Annotated in this window: 16 protein-coding genes; 9 read left to right on the forward strand and 7 right to left on the reverse strand. The window is 44.2% G+C overall.

Annotated features, from left to right (window positions below):
* Window positions 1-93: 93 nt before the first annotated feature.
* Entirely contained in the window at window positions 94-591 is a 498-nt protein-coding gene (locus B0I21_RS10385) for a Fur family transcriptional regulator (RefSeq protein WP_133640415.1), read from the reverse strand.
* A gap of 81 nt (window positions 592-672) precedes the next feature.
* Complete coding sequence (locus tag B0I21_RS10390; RefSeq protein WP_133640416.1) at window positions 673-2,880, reverse strand: RelA/SpoT family protein; 2,208 nt, start codon at window positions 2,878-2,880, stop codon at window positions 673-675.
* Between the two features lie 146 nt (window positions 2,881-3,026).
* Here B0I21_RS10390 and B0I21_RS10395 point away from each other — a divergent pair, with 146 nt between their 5' ends.
* The 4 genes from B0I21_RS10395 to B0I21_RS10410 all read left to right on the forward strand — a co-directional run bounded on the left by B0I21_RS10395 (window position 3,027) and on the right by B0I21_RS10410 (window position 5,401).
* Window positions 3,027-3,662 (forward strand): DUF4294 domain-containing protein, encoded by a 636-nt coding sequence (locus B0I21_RS10395; protein ID WP_133640417.1) that lies wholly within the window; start codon window positions 3,027-3,029, stop codon window positions 3,660-3,662.
* A gap of 79 nt (window positions 3,663-3,741) precedes the next feature.
* Complete coding sequence (locus B0I21_RS10400; RefSeq protein ID WP_133640418.1) at window positions 3,742-4,236, forward strand: glutathione peroxidase; 495 nt, start codon at window positions 3,742-3,744, stop codon at window positions 4,234-4,236.
* Between the two features lie 41 nt (window positions 4,237-4,277).
* Window positions 4,278-4,997, forward strand: a complete 720-nt coding sequence (gene bshB1 / locus B0I21_RS10405) for a bacillithiol biosynthesis deacetylase BshB1 (RefSeq protein WP_133640419.1) — start codon at window positions 4,278-4,280, stop codon at window positions 4,995-4,997.
* A gap of 11 nt (window positions 4,998-5,008) precedes the next feature.
* The gene (locus B0I21_RS10410; protein WP_133640420.1) at window positions 5,009-5,401 is read left to right on the forward strand and encodes a VOC family protein; all 393 of its coding nucleotides are present in this window, start codon (window positions 5,009-5,011) and stop codon (window positions 5,399-5,401) included.
* A 75-nt stretch (window positions 5,402-5,476) separates the two neighbouring features.
* Here B0I21_RS10410 and B0I21_RS10415 read toward each other — a convergent pair whose 3' ends face one another.
* Window positions 5,477-5,935: a MaoC family dehydratase gene (locus B0I21_RS10415; RefSeq protein WP_133640421.1), complete on the reverse strand. Its 459-nt coding sequence runs from the start codon at window positions 5,933-5,935 to the stop codon at window positions 5,477-5,479.
* A 204-nt stretch (window positions 5,936-6,139) separates the two neighbouring features.
* On the opposite strand from B0I21_RS10415, the gene B0I21_RS10420 reads away from it, so the two are divergent.
* Window positions 6,140-6,586 (forward strand): DoxX family protein, encoded by a 447-nt coding sequence (locus B0I21_RS10420; protein ID WP_133640422.1) that lies wholly within the window; start codon window positions 6,140-6,142, stop codon window positions 6,584-6,586.
* A 76-nt stretch (window positions 6,587-6,662) separates the two neighbouring features.
* Here the strand turns inward: B0I21_RS10420 and B0I21_RS10425 are convergent, their stop codons facing one another.
* Window positions 6,663-8,669, reverse strand: coding sequence for a M13 family metallopeptidase (locus B0I21_RS10425; protein WP_133640423.1), 2,007 nt, complete (start codon window positions 8,667-8,669; stop codon window positions 6,663-6,665).
* Between the two features lie 187 nt (window positions 8,670-8,856).
* On the opposite strand from B0I21_RS10425, the gene B0I21_RS10430 reads away from it, so the two are divergent.
* Both B0I21_RS10430 and B0I21_RS10435 read left to right on the forward strand, forming a co-directional pair.
* Complete coding sequence (locus tag B0I21_RS10430; RefSeq protein ID WP_133640424.1) at window positions 8,857-9,501, forward strand: hypothetical protein; 645 nt, start codon at window positions 8,857-8,859, stop codon at window positions 9,499-9,501.
* Window positions 9,473-9,844 (forward strand): hypothetical protein, encoded by a 372-nt coding sequence (locus B0I21_RS10435; RefSeq protein WP_133640425.1) that lies wholly within the window; start codon window positions 9,473-9,475, stop codon window positions 9,842-9,844. Before B0I21_RS10430 ends, B0I21_RS10435 begins: the two co-directional genes overlap by 29 nt.
* Window positions 9,845-9,867: 23 nt before the next feature.
* Here B0I21_RS10435 and B0I21_RS10440 read toward each other — a convergent pair whose 3' ends face one another.
* The gene (locus B0I21_RS10440; protein WP_133640426.1) at window positions 9,868-10,449 is read right to left on the reverse strand and encodes a PhnA domain-containing protein; all 582 of its coding nucleotides are present in this window, start codon (window positions 10,447-10,449) and stop codon (window positions 9,868-9,870) included.
* A 185-nt stretch (window positions 10,450-10,634) separates the two neighbouring features.
* Between B0I21_RS10440 and ypfJ the strand changes: the two genes are divergently transcribed.
* Window positions 10,635-11,510 (forward strand): KPN_02809 family neutral zinc metallopeptidase, encoded by an 876-nt coding sequence (gene ypfJ, locus B0I21_RS10445; protein ID WP_133640427.1) that lies wholly within the window; start codon window positions 10,635-10,637, stop codon window positions 11,508-11,510.
* 97 nt (window positions 11,511-11,607) lie between these two features.
* A complete protein-coding gene (locus tag B0I21_RS10450; RefSeq protein WP_133640428.1) occupies window positions 11,608-12,294 on the forward strand; it encodes an SIR2 family NAD-dependent protein deacylase in 687 nt (228 codons plus the stop codon).
* Between the two features lie 195 nt (window positions 12,295-12,489).
* On the opposite strand, the gene B0I21_RS10455 is transcribed toward B0I21_RS10450, so the two are convergent.
* Together B0I21_RS10455 and gdhA are read right to left on the reverse strand one after the other, a co-directional pair.
* The gene (locus tag B0I21_RS10455) at window positions 12,490-12,738 is read right to left on the reverse strand and encodes a hypothetical protein (RefSeq protein ID WP_133640429.1); all 249 of its coding nucleotides are present in this window, start codon (window positions 12,736-12,738) and stop codon (window positions 12,490-12,492) included.
* A gap of 266 nt (window positions 12,739-13,004) precedes the next feature.
* The gene (gene gdhA, locus B0I21_RS10460) at window positions 13,005-14,339 is read right to left on the reverse strand and encodes an NADP-specific glutamate dehydrogenase (RefSeq protein ID WP_133640430.1); all 1,335 of its coding nucleotides are present in this window, start codon (window positions 14,337-14,339) and stop codon (window positions 13,005-13,007) included.
* Window positions 14,340-14,471 lie beyond the last annotated feature (132 nt).

Consider the following 14,471-nt stretch of genomic DNA (forward strand, 5'->3'; position numbering starts at 1 on the left):
TTTCAACTGTCCCTAAAAATATAAAGTTCAGGAAAAATTAGGCGTGCCTATCCTTCCTGAACAAAGGTAATACATTAATCCGCGATTACTGCATTAATTTGAAATTACAGACGCTGTTTGAACCGGCGCAGCTTCCGGTGCGTTTTTCTTCTGGCAATCTTCGCAAACACCGTATAGATTAAGGGAATGGTGCTTGATATCAAACTTCAACAAATCACCCATTAAACTTTGGATTTGATTGATTCGCGGATCGCAAAACTCGACCACCTTATTGCACTCAATACAAATAACATGGTCATGCTGTTTAAATCCATATGACTTTTCAAATTGAGCCATATTACGGCCAAATTGATGCTTCGTGACCAGATCGCAAGAAACCAGAAGTTCCAAGGTATTATAAACCGTAGCACGGCTCACCCTGTACTTCTTGTTCTTCATATGGATATAGAGCGACTCTACATCAAAGTGATCTGAGCGAGAGTATATTTCTTCTAAAATCGCGTAACGTTCCGGTGTCTTTCTCAGATTTTTATTCTCCAAGTAAGCTTCGAAAATTTTTTTTACCGTTTGGTAGTTTTCGGCCTGATTCATACTTCTATTTAATATCCCATACAAACTTACCACTTTTCCATGTAAAAAACGATGCTTTCAGCATAGATGACATTCGGCGGATTATAGGTCGGCGTCGTAACGGGTAACACCTGTAATTCCGCTGATGTCCTTTAGGTTTTTCATCAAGTTTTCCAGTTGCTCCGTGTGGTTGACAAACACCATGATGTTTCCTTCGAAGATACCTTCGTTGCTGGAAATGGATAGCGAACGGATGTTGACATTAAAATCCTTTGAAATTACGTTGGTGATCTTATTGACAAGCCCCACATCATCAATGCCGACGATCCGAAGCCCGGTTAAAAAGGAGATTTGCGCTTGCGAGGAAGCCCATTTCGCTTTTAAAATCCGGTACCCATAATTTGCCATAAGTTTAGACGCATTCGGGCAACTGGTGCGGTGTATTTTTATGCCGTCGTTCACCGTTAAGAACCCAAAAATATCATCGCCCGGAATAGGGTTGCAGCAGGGAGCCAAGGTATAATCCACCTTTTGATAGTCATCCCCAATCAGGATCGTATCGACATCCTTCTTATTGATTTTCTCTACCAAGCCCGATATGTGGGACGAAAATTGATTGTGGGTATGCGTCGTCGTTTTTTCGCTCGCCGCGTATTCGCGCAGGCTCTTTGCATCAATAAGCCCCTTGGCTACGTTGTAAAACAGGTCCTGCGAACTGGCGTACTTGAAGTAATTTGCTATCTTGTTGATGTTGTCGGTATTGTATGTGATCTTGAGGCTTTTCAGCTTTCTTTCCAATACCTCTTTGCCGTCTTCGGCCACTCTTCTTTTTTCTTCTTTCAGCGACGACCGGATCTTAGACTTGGCTTTCGCTGTAACAACAAAACTCAGCCAATCCTCTTTAGGGGATTGTTTGCTCGAGGTGATGATCTCAACCTGATCTCCATTCTGCAAGTGATGGCTCAACGGTACCAGTTTGTGGTTTACCTTAGCACCAATACAGGTAGCACCGATATCCGAATGAATTTCGAAGGCAAAGTCGAGGGCCGTAGCGCCATTTGGCAATTGTACCAACGTGCCTTTTGGCGTAAAAATGAAGATCTCGTCAGAGAATAGATTCATTTTGAAGTCGTCGACGAAGTCCAATGCGTTTTGCTCTGAGCTGCTCAACATATTGCGCACCTTTTGAATCCATTGATCCAAGCCGCTATCCGAGTTTGATTCTTTGTACTTCCAATGTGCAGCAAATCCTTTCTCCGCAATCTCGTTCATCCGTTTTGTCCGGATCTGTACTTCCACCCATTGCCCGCGTGGCCCCATTACCGTCGTGTGTAATGATTCATAGCCATTACCTTTTGGTGAGGATACCCAATCACGTAGCCGATCCGGGTTAGGGCGATATAAGTCGGTAATAATGGAATACACCTTCCAGCATTCCGTTTTTTCGCGTTCTGTGCTCGTGTCGATAATGACGCGGATGGCAAAAAGATCATAGACCTCTTCGAAAGGAATCGATTTTTTTCGCATTTTATTCCAAATGGAAAAAATAGATTTTGGTCGGCCAAACACCTGCGCTTTGATGCCCTGCTCTTCCAGAATGCTCTTGACGGGGCCAATGAAATCGGCGACAAACTTTTCCCGCTCTGCCTTTTTCTCATTGAGCTTTCGTGCGATGAACTTATAGGTGTCGGGGTCAGTGTATTTCATGGAAAGATCTTCCAGCTCAGATTTAATGGCATATAGTCCTAACCGGTGGGCCAAGGGTGCGTAAAGGTAGCTTGTTTCGGATGCAATCTTGAGTTGTTTATGGCGCGCCATAAACTCCATGGTGCGCATGTTGTGTAGGCGGTCGGCAAGCTTAATCAAAATTACACGCACATCATCTGCAAGCGTCAACAGCATCTTCCGGAAATTTTCGGCTTGCATCGAACTGTTTGGGTCGAATATTCCGGAAATCTTGGTCAATCCGTCAATGATTCGTGCCACCTTTTTGCCAAACTGCGCTTCGATCTCGGTCAGCGTGATGGCGGTGTCTTCGACCACATCATGCAGCAAGGCACAGACAATAGATGTCGTGCCCAGGCCGATCTCCTCGGCGGCAATCTGTGCTACGGCAATAGGATGATAAATATAAGGTTCGCCGGATTTACGGCGCATTTCCTGATGGCTTTCCAAAGCCAAATCAAAGGCCTTGCGTATTTCTTGCTTGTCGCCACGTTGTAGGGTGGGCTTACAAGCACGGAGTAGTGCGCGGTATCTCTTTCTTATTTCCTTGTTTTCTGCTTCAATGTCAATCACATAATCTTCCATAAACGCGCTGAAAAAAGTTGGTTTTTTTTATTTTTGTTTGTAATTTTATTAATGCAATCTCGAGGGCGATGTAACCGTCGGGAACAATATATAAATATAGCAAATATATTACAGATTATAAAATAGGCTAATTTTTCCATTTCATGATGACGAGGTTTATAGTGTTGGGCTTTATGCTGTTTTTCTTAACCAATATGGTTAAGGGCCAGGCATTGCAGGTTCCGCATTATGGAGATGGAGAAGGGGAAACATTACAGCGATACATGACCACGCGGTTAGAGACGGGTGAGGTGCTTCCGTGGTTTCCGATTGAGGATGTAACGGTCACTGCGCGCCGTACATTTAAATCAGAAGAAGATCGCCTTAAATACCTGCGTTTAGAGCGCAACGTGTTGCGGGTCTTGCCTTATGCAATCTACGCCCAAAAACGATACGAGCAGTTGGATCGCGATTTAGCTATGGTTTCCTCAAAACGAGAAGAGGCTCGTTTAGTTAACGCTTGTGAAGAGGAGATAAAAAATAAGTTCAACGCTGAAATTAAAAACTTGAGCGTTTCACAAGGGAAAATCTTGATCAAATTGGTGCAACGTCAAACGGGAAATACCAGCTATGAAATGGTCAAAGAGATGAAAGGTGGACTTTCGGCATTCTTTTATCAGGGCGTGGCGAAGGTGTTTGGACACAATCTAAAATCGGTGTACGACCCGCAAGAGGATTTTGAAATTGAAAATATCATACGTGGTTACGAACGGATGCGCCCTATAAAAAACCTATATCATTAACAGCTCCGCCGTCCCGTAAACCATCCAGCTGCATGCAGGCGCTGGTCTATACTAACCATATAAAACGAAAGGATATGCTATGCAGACGATCTATAAATTCCACGGTCTCCAATTCAACGGCGAAAAGAAGTCTTTGGCAGATTTTTCTGGCAAAGTTCTCCTAATTGTTAATACCGCCAGCCGTTGTTTTTTCACGAAACAATACCGTTCTTTAGAACAGCTATACCAGCGATACAAAGACCACGGTTTTGAAATATTGGCTTTTCCTTCCAATGACTTTCATGAGCAAGAACCCATGACGGGCTTCCAGCTCGAGACCTTTTGCCGTATCCATGAACAGGTTACCTTTCCGGTGTTCAAGCGTATTCATGTTGTCGGAGCCTACTGCGATCCGTTGTATAAGTTTTTGGCAGATCGGGAGCAGAATGGAAACGTGGGCGTGAGGCCCTACTGGAATTTCCATAAATATCTGGTTGATAAAAATGGCAAAGTGGTAGACTTTTTCTATAGTTTCACCAGTCCACAGTCTGGTCGGGTTATGACGAAAATCGAACAATTAATTTCCGAACTGTAAACGTTTAAACGTTTATCTTTGCTGCCTAAAGAATTGCATTTATGAAGTTAGATTTACTGGTCATGACGGTACACCCCGATGATGCGGAGCTGGGTGCGGGGGGCACTATTGCAAAATATGTTGCGGAAGGTAAAACGGTCGGCATTATCGATTTGACGAGGGGTGAGCTTGGTACACGCGGTACGGCGGAGACGCGCCGCGATGAAGCCGAAAAAGCGGCATCGATATTGGGTGTACATATGCGGGAAAATCTTGCACTGCGCGATGGTTTTTTCCGTAATGACGAGGAAAGCCAGTTGCAGATCATTCGTGCGGTACGAAAGTATCAGCCCGAGATCGTCATCACGAATGCTTTGGATGATCGGCATCCGGATCATGGCCGTGCAAGTGTATTGGTCAATGATGCCCTATTTCTCAGTGGCTTGCGGCGGATTGCCACAACGCTCGACGGTAAGGAGCAGGAGGCTTTTAGGCCACGTCTTCAACTGCAATTGATACAGGATAAATACATTCAGCCCGACATACTGATGGACATCACTGCATTTTGGTCTATCAAAGAAAAAGCAATTTTAGCGTATACCACACAGTTTAACGCCGTTGCCGATGATGCGGAGCCACAAACTTACATCTCCAACCCAGATTTTATGGAATCCACTAAAGGGCGTGCGGCCGAGCTGGGTCGCAGTATTCAGGTGCGGTATGCAGAGGGCTTTACAGCCCGCAAGATATTAGGTGTTACGGATCTCTTTCATTTGATTTAACTTGTAGCGCTATGTCACTAAGATTGAAGGGGGTACACCATATTGCGATTATCTGCAAAGATTATACGAAATCGCTATTCTTTTACCGAGATATACTAGGCTTGGAGCTTCTATCAGAAACCTACCGCGCCGAGCGGCAATCGTATAAGGCTGACCTCGCTCTGAATGGGCGGTATGTTATCGAGCTGTTTTCGTTTCCTTCCCCACCTGCTCGGCCTTCGTATCCAGAATCGGCAGGCTTGCGGCATCTCGCCTTTGCAGTGGACGATGTTGATCTGACCATCCGAACACTGGAAGGATTTGGCGTGCTTTGTGAAACGGTCAGGATCGATCCATTGACTGCGAAAAAATTTACGTTTGCGGCTGATCCTGATGAGCTGCCGATTGAATTTTATGAGGTGTAACATAGCGACGTAGCAGCTAAAAAAAAAGATCTAATGAGCACCTCATTAGATCTTTTTTTTTACAGCGCTATGTGCTTATGCGAAATGATAGAGGAATACAACATCACCAACATAGGCCGGCTTTGGGTTATCTTTAATCGCTAATGTGGCTTCGATTGTAGCTTTCACTACACCACGGAGGTTTACAATAGATTTTACCTTTGCACGCAGCTGCACCTGGTTATCCACCAACACGGGCTGACCAAACTTGAGGTTTTCGATGCCATAGTTGATTTCCATTTTCACATTTCGAACATCGGCAATTTGTTTCCAGAGATAAGGAATCAACGATAGTGTGAGGTAACCATGAGCAATGGTCGATTTAAAAGGTCCCTCGGATGCTGCTTTTTCCTTATCCACATGTATCCACTGGTGATCGAGAGTTGCGTCGGCGAACTTATTGATTTGGGGCTGATCTATCGTATGCCATTCGGACTCTCCAAGCTGTTTTCCTTCGTGCGACTTGTACTCTTCAAAATTGTTGATTATTACCATTATAGAATTTATTTTTTATTATCCCTTTACATGATGACATTCTCGTGTTAAATGTATTAAAAAGTATCGACAACGAAGAAGCGATTGATGATTTTAAGCATGATTTTTGTGCGATATTGACTTATAAACCTATCATTGGTTCAACGCAAGAGGCAACACGCAATACGTATTACCTTTATTATACATTTAAATAGGAGGTCTATTATGAATCTAGTACAAAAAATTGAACATTGGGGTGATCGTCATCATCCACGTTGGCTGGACTATCTGCGCATTATTCTGGGAGTCGTTATTTTTGCTAAAGGAATCAGTTTTGTAAACGATCGCGATACCGTAGCAGAATTGTTTCGACAGGCTCATTTCCAGCTTTCCATTTGGTCTGCTGTGCATTATGTTGTATTTGCCCATTTGGTCGGTGGGTTATTTATCGTGCTGGGGTTTCAAACCCGATTGGCCGTGATCATACAGCTGCCTATTTTGATCGGTGCCGTTTTCTTTGTCAATATCACGAATGGCTTTAGCTTTCTGAACTCGGAACTTTGGTTTTCCATTTTAGTGCTGGCTTTGCTATTGGTTTTTCTGGTATCAGGTTCGGGAAAATACGCATTGGATGAGATGATGAATAAGCCGGGCTATAAGCGCAGCATCTAGTCAATCGGTCATTAAAGAAAAGAGGGTGGCTTGTCTTTGCATGCCACCCTCTTGATATTGTTTAGTAAACGCAGGATTACCAAATTTTGATACGCTCTTCTTTTGCTTTATAGAGCTTATCGCCCGGTTTGGTTTCAAAAGCCTCATGAAAGGCATCTAGGTTCACGATAGGTGCAAATGCACGGTATTGTGCCGGCGAGTGTGGATCTGTTTTAACCTGATTGACGACAAACTCATCGGTCGTTTTTGTGCGCCAGATCGTTGCCCAAGAGAGGAAGAAACGTTGCTCTGGTGTAAAACCGTCGATGAGACCTGGGTTGCCCTTATCTTTCAGATACATTTTTAACGCATCGAATGCTACGGAAGAGCCACCAAGGTCACCAATGTTTTCGCCCAACGTAAAGCGTCCATTTACGAACACTCCCGGTACAGGCTCGTAGGATTCAAATTGAGCAACCAATGCATTTGTCGCCGTTTCGAATTTCTCTTTGTCTTCCGGTGTCCACCAGTTGTTTAAGTTACCGTTTCCATCGTACTGTGAGCCCGAGTCGTCAAAACCGTGCGATAGCTCATGGCCGATTACTGCGCCAATACCACCGAAATTCACAGCGGCATCGGCTTTGTAATCGTAGAAGGGCACCTGCAGGATAGCGGCAGGGAATACAATCTCATTATACAACGGGCTGTAGTATGCATTAACCGTTTGCGGCGTCATGCCCCATTCCGATTTATCAACAGGCTTGTTTTGTTTAGCCAAGTTTTCCTGGAAGCTCCAACGGCTGATCCCTTTGATGTTGTCAAAAAGTGATGTGCCCACTGCTAGCTTAGAATAATCTTTCCATTTATCGGTGTAGCCAATTTTCACCTTAAATTTGGATAATTTCTCTAAGGCTTTTGTTTTTGTTTCCGCCGACATCCAATCTAGATTTTGGATGTGCATGTTGAAGGATTTAACAAGATACTGCACCATTTCCTCGCAAGCAGCTTTGGCTTCCGGTGGGAAGTTTTCTTTGACATAAAGCTTTCCAAGAAGCTCGCCAACGGTACCGTTAACAAATTCCAGACCGCGCTTGTCAAGATCGCGTTGTTCTTTTTGACCACGCAATTTTCTGCCATAGAAATCAAATGACAACTCATCAAGTTCTTTACTTAAGTAGCCCGTAGCATCATTCATGACATGGAACTTCAAGTATTCCTTAATTTGTGGTAGATTACTAGGCTGTAAAATCTTGTCTAGGTTTTGGTAGTATTTAAGTTCGCCGATAATGACAGTGTCGGCTGTAAAACCTAGTTGTTTGATGTATTTCGCGATGTCGATATTTTTCACGAGCTTACCTAAATCTGCTACAGCGACTGGGTTGTAGCGCTTTTGAGCGTCTCTCGATTCTTCGATAGTCTTCAGGTTTGATGCTATTTCTTTTTCAAAAGCAAGCACTTTAGGGCCTTTCAGATCGCGTGTACGTTGATCCACCTTGCTGTACAAGCTGGAGATAAATTCCGCGTATTGTCCTAAGGTTTCCGTATTTTTCTCATCCACTTTTTGATAATAAGATCGACCCAAACCAAGACCCCCACCGCCTAAATACACGGCATTGATATCGCTGTTTTTCATGTGTGCAGAAACATACGCACTGAAAAATGGATTTCCGCGTTCTGGACCTACCTCAAGCAAATAGGCGTAGAGATCGTTGAAATTTTTGATCGCATCGATCTTTTGTAGATAGGGTTTTATTGGGGCGGTGCCCAACTTGTTACGTGTTTCGAAATTTACGTATGACTTGTAAAGATCGGCAATTTTTTGTCCGTCACTGCCTTTGTCAAACTTGTTGTCCAATGACTCTTTCAAGATTTTCAATACGGCGCCATCCGTGTGTTCACGGAGCTCATCAAAGGACCCCCAACGTGCCTTGTCTGAAGGAATTTCTACTGTTTTCATCCAGTTACCATTTACATAGTTGTAGAAATCATCCTGTGGACGCACATTTTTGTCCATATATGATAAGTTGATCGCTTGATGTTCTTGCGCAAAAGCGAATCCTCCAGATGCAGCCACGATGGCCGCCATAGCAAGAATTTTTTTCATGTTACTGATTTGTTGTTTGAAATTGACGAAACAATCCGATTTTCAACATTGCCAAAGGGGGCATCGAAAAAACGATCTTGTTTTCCATCCTGTTATTTAGTGTATCCTTGCAAACTTAGCAAAAGTTGTTCGTAAAATCCGTAACGATTACGTAACATAACTTGTGTTTTTTTGCGTATTTTGCCCTATGCAATGGGAGGTGGATAATCAGCATATTGATGTTTTTGTGAGTGAGGCTGACGCCGTGGCGGTCACGCGCTGGGATGATCGTGTAAAGATTGTATGCATTCCTGCCACTATGCCAAAAAGTGAAGCCTTATGGGCTATACGAAATTTACTGCGGCAAAAAAATAAAGTTGCTGGCGCGCTACGTATGCAGGAACTAGCTGTCTTTGGTAGACGATGGCCCATTATGTCCATCAAAAAGTCGCAAAAAACATATATGCATGAGGGTGTTATTTACAGCTATATTCCTGCAACCTCTCTGACCGTTTATGCAGCAGACCGGATCAGGCATATCCTGCTCCAGCAGGTTGTCTTCGCTGCCCTAGACAAGTGGGAGGATTTCTTTTCTGTATCGGTAGCTACAGTAAAATTCCGGAAAAACGACAAGCGCCCTTACCTGACCGATGCTAAACGAGCATGCATAACATTTGACAGCGGTCTGCATCGCTTCACACAGGAGCAAATCAACTACACCGTATTTCGTGCGGTTACCCGCTATTTCCATAGTATACAGTTGGATGATCAAGTCGTGCAGCAGCACTTCCCAGATCGAAAATTTACTGAAAAAATTTTATGCCATGAATACACAGCATACCCTTGCGATTAACATACATGTACCCCAAGAGCTGGTGGTAGCGGGCGCCGCACATCCGGACCAAATTTTGAAGCGCATCAGCGATATGGACACGAAGCGCGTCCAGGGTTACGTCGTAGACCAATTGTCAGATAGCGATGGCGGCCCGGAACTGATTGATCTACATATCGGCAAATTTCAATACGATAAGGAATCTGGAACAGGGTCATTTAGATTACATTTCAAGGTAAGCCGTCGTTTTTGTTGCGCAGACAGCACGGGCTGTAACGACGACTATATCGATTTCCGATATGTATACCGCGAAGAGGTGCTATATGCAGAAGGTCATTATTTCCAATGGACGCTAAACAATTAGTCTCCATTGGAAATAATAAGGATTTAGCCCTTCCGTAAGTATTTAGTCAGAATGATGATTGTCTGCCCGTCTACTTTACCCTCAATCTGTTCAACACTATCGGCCACCAGCCTGATATTCTTGACGACCGTTCCTAGTTTTGCCGTAAGTGTAGAGCCCTTTACATCCAAGGTCTTGATCAGTACCACGGTATCGCCATCATGTAACCGCATACCATTACTGTCCTGGTGAAAGTGCACGGTGCCATCCTGTTCGTGGTCGCCGGTTGTTTTTGCCCAAACCAAGGTTTCCTCGTCTAGGTAGAGCATATCCAGACTTTCTGCTGCCCAAGACTCCTGCCGCAGGCGGCTTAGCATCCGCCAAGCAACTACTTGTACGGGCGCATGTGCAGACCACATTGTTTGCGGCAGCTTTTGCCAATGCGCCGCTTCTAGTTGTTCTCTTTTTTCTATCTGGTCGATGCATGTGCCGCAACTATACAGGCTCGTTTCTAGCGTTTGCTGATCATGTGGTGGCACGGTATACATCCGTAAGCCCGTTGCAGGATGAAGGCAAAGTTCGCAAGCATTGTTGCTGCGTTCAATAAGTTGCTTTTCGATTGACATGTGCTTTGTATTTGTGCGCGAAAATACAAAATTCTGCCGAGCTATGTATTTTACTTTGTTGACTTACACTTGGCCGATATTTTGCTCTGGAGGAATAAGTGAAAGATTGGTTGCGGAAATAGTACGGATGATCAGCGACTGGTAATAGCATACAAATAGTCCAAATTACCCTAAAAAACTTGTATATGAAATGGCAAAGCGGCCGCAGAAGCGGCAATGTAGAAGATAAACGCGGCATGAGCGGCGGGCAAAAATTAACATTGGGCGGCATCGGTGGCGTGATCGTCCTTATTGTTGGTCTTTTGATGGGCGGAGATCCTGCGCAGATATTGGAGCAGATGCAACAGGGCGGTCAGCCGACGGGCTCTTCGGCTGTCGAAGCGCCTTACGACTCGACGCCGGAGGAAGACAAGTTATTGGATTTTGCTGATGTTGTATTAGGGAGTACCGAGGATGTATGGGCCAATATCTTCAAAAAGGAGGGCGAAACCTATCCGAAAACGGTGTTAACGGTATACAACGGCGCTGTTGAAACGGCGGGATGTGGTACCGGCAAGTCAAGCTATGGTCCATTCTATTGCCCGGGTGATAGAAAGATTTACTTGGATTTAAGTTTTAATAAGGAGTTGTCGCAGAAGTATGGCGCCAAGGGCGAATTTGCGTTGGCCTATGTTATTGCGCATGAAGTTGGCCATCACATTCAAAATGTGTTGGGCGTGCTGGAGAAAACTAACGCTATGCGTGCGAAGTTAAGCGAACGAGAGTATAACAAAATATCGGTCATGACGGAGTTGCAGGCTGATTTTTACGCCGGTGTTTGGGCGCATTATGTGCAAGAGTACAGCGCAATCGAGCTGAGCTATGACGATATCTTGGATGGCATGCGTGCGGCAGCCGCAGTAGGCGACGACCATTTGCAGGAACAGGCGTATGGCAGTTCGAACCCCGAATCTTTTACACATGGTACTTCCGAGCAACGCGCGTATTGGTTCAAGAAGGGATACGATTCGGGTAACATACAGGATGGTAACACCTTTAACGATCCAGCGCTGAAGCAATAATTTAGGTGTCGTATGCAGTAGACCCTATGACTTCGTACCTTCTATTACGGATGCCAATGCGTGCCAAAAATCGGAGGATTATAGATAACTTAGCAGAATGTCAAAAAGATTAGTGGTATTCACGGGTGCAGGCATATCTGCCGAGAGTGGGTTGAAAACGTTTAGAGGATCAGATGGATTGTGGGAGGGTTACCGCATTGATGAGGTCGCAACACCCGAGGCGTGGAAAAAGGACGCACCCAAGGTATTGGAATTTTACAACCTTCGACGGGAGCAGTGTATTGCTGCGCAACCCAACGCCGCGCATCGTGCACTCTCCGAAATGGAGAGCGAATTTGATGTTCAAGTTATCACCCAAAATATCGACGATCTGCATGAGCGCGCTGGCAGCAGCCATGTTTTGCACCTGCATGGTGAAATTATGAAAGCGCAATCGTCGCTTAACCCACGCTTTGTGTACGGGATGAATACCGACGCAATAAATATGGGAGATACCTGTGAATTGGGGAGTCAGCTACGCCCGCACGTGGTGTGGTTTGGTGAAGCTGTCCCTAATTTAGAGATCGCAGCGCAGATGGTCAGGGATGCCGATATATTTGTGGTCATCGGCACATCGTTGCAGGTATATCCAGCGGCCAACTTACTCTATGAAGTCAACGCAAACTGTGCGGTGTATTTAATCGATCCGAACGCGGCGGCATTTTCCGTTGATGGGCATATCAAACGCATACCGGCTGCGGCTACCGAAGGCGTATCTATTTTGAGGAAATTAATAACCGAATAATATTCTGAACGGTTTCTTAAGCGATTGTTTACGAGTACGATATGCTATTTTATATCGTGTATTCATTTAAAGTTTAGTCAAAGATACTTTAGAAACGCATCTGTGATACAGAATTTTATTCTGTATCACTATTTATCTATTCTTATATTGTTAAAATACAGTGTTTTGTAGTATCTATTAAAAGTTGCACAGTAGTTAAGATTCATAACGTCTATAGGCATCAATAAACGATGAACGCATCGAAGTGAAGCTTGTCAATACGGCCTGAATAAATGTTTCATCGAGCAGCTCGAATACGCCATTCACACCACCAACAACATCGGTCTCGGCGAGTTTATAAGACTGTTCTAGGGTTCCTTGCTCAAATTTGATGATAAATTTTTGGTTCATCGCGAAGATGGATATCTTACAATCGGGATGAGGGAGTTCAGCAATGATACGCATTTTAAAAAAGTAAAAAGTAAAAAGTAAAAAATTCAAAAGTAAAAAGTGAAAAGTAAAAAATTCAAATGTAAAAAATTCAAAAGTGATAAGTAAAAATTCAAAAGTAAAAAGTAAAAAATAAAAAAATCAAAAGTGATAATTCAAAAGTGATAAGTAAAAATTCAAAAGTAAAAAGTGAACAATAAAAAAATCAAAAGTGATAAGTAACAAGTGAAAGGTCTAAATTTAAAAGTCAAAAGTTACGTGTTCTAAATCAGCAGTTGAAATTAAACCAATCCCTGCGCTTTCATCGCCGAGGCGACCTTTATAAACCCTCCGATGTTGGCTCCTTTGAGGTAATTGACGTGTTTACCATCTTCTTGGCCGTATTCTACGCAGGTTGTATGGATACGGGCCATGATAGCTTGCAATTTACGATCAACTTCTTCGCGGGTCCATTGTTCGCCAATCCAGTTTTGAGACATTTCCAGCCCTGATACGGCTACACCACCGGCGTTTGCTGCTTTTCCAGGTGCGAAGTGCACTTTCGCTTCTTGGAAAATGTGTATGGCCTCTGCTGTCGAGGGCATATTTGCGCCTTCTGCTATGAGGAAACAGCCTTGCTTGACCAACAGCGCGGCGTCTTCTGCATCGAGTTCATTTTGTGTGGCACAAGGTAATGCAATATCGCAGGGGAAACTCCACGGTTTTTTATCGCTATGAAAAGCAGCCGAGGGGTATGTTTCGGTGTATCGATGCAGGTCGCGTCCCAGCGTGCCTAAAAGATCTAGTTTATCGCCATCAAAGCCTTCGGGATCGTAGAGTGTACCGGTACTGTTTGATAAGGTAATCACCGTAGCACCCTGATCGATAGCTTTTTGTGCAGCAAAATAGGCGACATTTCCGGCGCCAGAAATAGCTACACGCTTATCATCAAGCTGTTGACCGTTATGTCCCAATATCTCCTTCACGAAGTAAAGCAAGCCATAGCCCGTGGCTTCCGGACGTATGTTTGAGCCACCCCAAGTCTTGCCTTTGCCAGTCAATACACCGGTGAAAGCGTTTTGAAGACGCTTATATTGACCGAATAGGTAACCTATTTCGCGCTCGCCCACACCGATATCGCCAGCAGGCACATCGGTTTCGGAGCCTACATGCCGAAAGAGCTCGGTCATAAAACTTTGGCAAAACCGCATAATTTCGTTGTCGGATTTGCCTTTGGGATCAAAATCAGCTCCGCCTTTTCCACCACCAAGTGGAATGCCTGTCAGGCTGTTTTTAAAGACCTGTTCGAAGGCCAAAAATTTGAGAATGCTCAGGTTGACCGTTGGCGAAAAACGCAATCCGCCTTTGTATGGACCGATAGCACTATTCATTTGCACACGGTAGCCCCGATTTACCTCTACCTCATTATTATCATTTAACCAGTTGATACGGAATGATATAACGCGTTCAGGTTCTACCATTCGTTCTAATATTTTTAGATCATTCCACTCGGGATGGTGTCGGTTCAGGTAGGGTATAACATCTTCGGTTACTTCGGTTACGGCCTGTAAAAATTCGGGCTCATTGGGGTTTCTTTTTCCAACGTATGCAATAAAGCTTTTAAGATCAAGCGACATGTAATAAAATTTTTGGTTCAGACATAGACTTATCTTGCTAAAGTATTAATTTTTGACGGGTTTTCGTGCAAGAATGTTGATGAAGAATTGTTGTTGGGGTAGCAGATACATGCATAAATCCCCGTCAATCAT

Source organism: Sphingobacterium paludis, from assembly GCF_004364125.1.
GTDB classification, from domain to species: domain Bacteria; phylum Bacteroidota; class Bacteroidia; order Sphingobacteriales; family Sphingobacteriaceae; genus Sphingobacterium; species Sphingobacterium paludis.